This is a genomic window from Streptomyces longispororuber (assembly GCF_024448165.1).
Lineage (GTDB): Bacteria > Actinomycetota > Actinomycetes > Streptomycetales > Streptomycetaceae > Streptomyces > Streptomyces longispororuber_A.
In genome coordinates this window covers 1-3,060 of the sequence record NZ_JAMOLN010000401.1, presented here as the reverse complement: position 1 = coordinate 3,060, position 3,060 = coordinate 1, and the positions used below count along the sequence as shown (strand labels likewise).

2 protein-coding genes and 1 pseudogene are annotated in these 3,060 nt (G+C 74.0%); all 3 read left to right on the top strand.

Annotated elements, in window-relative coordinates; all coding sequences use genetic code 11:
• Nucleotides 1–1,381: pseudogene (locus tag M4J07_RS47320) on the top strand (serine protease); the annotation flags it as partial.
• Nucleotides 1,382–1,504: 123 nt separating this feature from the next.
• Nucleotides 1,505–2,455, top strand: a complete 951-nt coding sequence (locus M4J07_RS47315; RefSeq protein ID WP_255983523.1) for a bifunctional riboflavin kinase/FAD synthetase — start codon at nt 1,505–1,507, stop codon at nt 2,453–2,455.
• A gap of 102 nt (nt 2,456–2,557) precedes the next feature.
• Nucleotides 2,558–3,046 carry a carboxymuconolactone decarboxylase family protein gene (locus M4J07_RS47310; RefSeq protein ID WP_255983521.1) on the top strand — a complete coding sequence of 163 codons (489 nt, stop codon included), beginning with the start codon at nt 2,558–2,560 and terminating at the stop codon, nt 3,044–3,046.
• Nucleotides 3,047–3,060 lie beyond the last annotated feature (14 nt).

Sequence of the window (3,060 nt, the reverse complement as noted above, 5' to 3'; positions counted from 1 at the left end):
GTTGTTGCGCGTGCCGGATGCCCGGGAGTACCTGGAGGTGCTGGAGGAGCTGGCCGATGCCGGGGCCTTCGGGCCGTGGTTCTGGACGGCCGTCGGCGTCGACGACGACACCCGGTTCGCGCTGCTGCGGCGACTCGTCGTCCGGGACCCGGAGCCGGGACGCGGGGACCGGTATCTGGACGCCGTCGCCGAGCTGCTCGCCACCGACCCGGGGCGGGTGCAGCGACGGCTGACCCGGTGGTTCGACGACGAGCGGGCGCTGCCCGCGCTGCCGGACGCCACCGTCGCCACCGCCGCACAGGCCCTGCTCCACACCCACCGGCACCGCGCCGTCGACGACCTCACCGAGGCCCTCGTCGACTGCGCCCACCCGCGCGCCGACGAACTGCTCGCCGCGCTCGCCGACGAGGAACCGTCCGCCCTCTGCCGGGCCGTCGACCGCTGGGCGCACGACGAGCGGCCCGCGCGGCACGTGGCGGCGGCCGCCTACGGGCTGCGGGCCGCGCCCCGCGTGACCACCGACGCCGACCGCGGACTGCTGCGCTACGCGGCGCTGGCCCTCCTCGCCCGCCCCTCCGACTGCTCGCTGCACGGCGCCGCGCTCGCCCTCCTCGTACGGGACCCGCAGTCGCGGTCCGCGTATCTGGCGCAGGCCTGCAAGCGGTTCGCCGCCGGGGACGCGCAGCTGCCCGCGGACGCGCTCGCGACGGCCCTCGCCACCCACCCGGAGCCCGTGCTCGCCGCCTTCCAGGCGCGGCTCAGGGACCCGGGCCCCGGCACCGGCGACGTGCTGCGGACCCTCGCCGACGTGACGACACCCGCGCTCGCGCGCCGCGCCGCCGGACTCGTACAGGACTGGGCGCAGACCCTGCCGGACGCGGCGGCCGGGCATCTGGCGGTGTTCGTCGACCGGCGCCTGGAGCACGGGCCCGCCGCACGGGCCGTGCTGTTCCCGCTCGCCGTGGGGCTGCTGCGCACCCGGCCGGTGCCCGTGCGGGTGGCCGTCGCGCCCGTGCTCGTCGCGCCCGGATCCGCCGCCTCGCGCGCCCTGCGGGCCGAACTGCTCGACGTCCTGCTCGGGCAGGAGCGGGACCCGGCCGTCCTGGACGCCGTGCTGGACGCGGCCGCGCGGGGCGCCGCCGCCCGTGGGCAGGCGCGGACCAGGGAGCTGGTGCACCGTACGGGCGTCCTCCTGGTGCGGACCCCGGAGGGCGCGGCGTGCTTCGACCGCCGGCTCGTGGAGCTCGCGCGCGGCGTTCCGGGGTTCGCCGGGCTGGTGGCGCGCTGGCTGGGCGCGGCCCCGCAGGAGTGGGCGGCCCTGGTCGGACCGAGCGCCCGGCGCATGATCGAGAACCTCGCCGGGGTACGGGTCCCCGCCTGACCTCCCGATGCGAGGCGCGAGCGGTCGGCATGGCACTCTTAGACCTGCGTGTTCGGGTAGGCGGAAGACGCACAGACTTAAGAGACGGAACCGTCGTACACAGGTTTGCGAGGAGCAATCACCGTGCAGCGCTGGCGTGGCTTGGAGGACATCCCCCAGGACTGGGGGCGCAGCGTCGTCACCATCGGCTCGTACGACGGAGTGCACCGCGGTCACCAGCTGATCATCGGCCGGGCCGTGGAGCGCGCGCGTGAGCTGGGCATCCCGGCGGTCGTCGTCACCTTCGACCCGCACCCGAGCGAGGTCGTCCGGCCGGGCTCGCACCCGCCGCTGCTCGCCCCGCACCACCGCCGCGCCGAGCTGATGGCCGAGCTGGGTGTCGACGCGGTGCTGATCCTCCCCTTCACCACCGAGTTCTCGAAGCTGTCGCCCGCCGACTTCGTCGCGAAGGTCCTCGTCGACAAGCTGCACGCGCGCGTGGTCGTCGAAGGCCCCAACTTCCGCTTCGGGCACAAGGCCGCGGGCAACGTCGGCTTCCTCGCCGAGCAGGGCGAGACGTACGACTTCGACGTCGAGGTCATCGACCTCAAGGTGTCCGGGACCGCCGGCGGCGGCGCGCCCTTCTCCTCCACGCTCACCCGGCGCCTCGTCGCCGAGGGCGACGTGGCGGGCGCCCAGGAGATCCTCGGACGGCCGCACCGGGTCGAGGGCGTCGTGGTGCGCGGTGCGCAGCGCGGCCGTGAGCTCGGCTTCCCGACGGCCAACGTGGAGACCCTGCCGCACACCGCGATCCCGGCGGACGGCGTCTACGCGGGCTGGCTGCACGTCGACGGCGAGGCGATGCCCGCAGCGATCTCCGTGGGCACGAACCCGCAGTTCGACGGGACCGAGCGGACCGTCGAGGCGTACGCCATCGACCGCGTCGGACTCGATCTGTACGGGCTGCACGTGGCCGTGGACTTCCTGGCGTACGTGCGCGGCATGTCGAAGTTCGACTCGCTCGACGAGCTCGTCGACGCGATCGCCGACGACGTGAAGCGGTCCCGGGAGCTCGTCGAGGCGTACCAGGGCTGATCCGCCCGGAGGTGACCCAGGTCACTTCCGGCCGTGTCACAGCCGGCCGGGCTGTTCCGTCCCATGGGTGTAGGCCCAAGGACAACGGAACAGGAGCTCGTCATGGAAGCCCGTCTGAACATGTTCGGCAGCAAGGTCGCCCTCGGCTTCGTGAAGCACCTCGTCGCCGCGAACAAGCCGGTCGTGGGGTCGGAGCTGCCGGCGGCGACGCAGGAGCTGGTGAAGATCCGGGCCAGCCAGATCAACGGCTGCTCGGGCTGCCTCGACATGCACACCAAGGAGGCCGCGGCGGCGGGGGAGACCTCGACGCGGCTCCACCTCGTCGCCGCCTGGCGCGAGGCCACGGTGTTCACCGAGGCCGAGCGGGCCGCCCTCGAACTGACCGAGCAGGGTACGCGTCTCGCGGATGCGGCCGGTGGGGTCAGTGACGCGGCGTGGGCGGATGCCGCGAAGCACTACGACGAGGAGCAGCTGGCGGCGCTGGTCTGCCTCATCGCCGCGATCAACGCCTTCAACCGGATGAACGTGATCACGCAGCAGCCCGCGGGGAACTACGAGGCGGGCATGGCGGCGCGGATGATCCAGCACTAGGCGTGTGCCCGGTG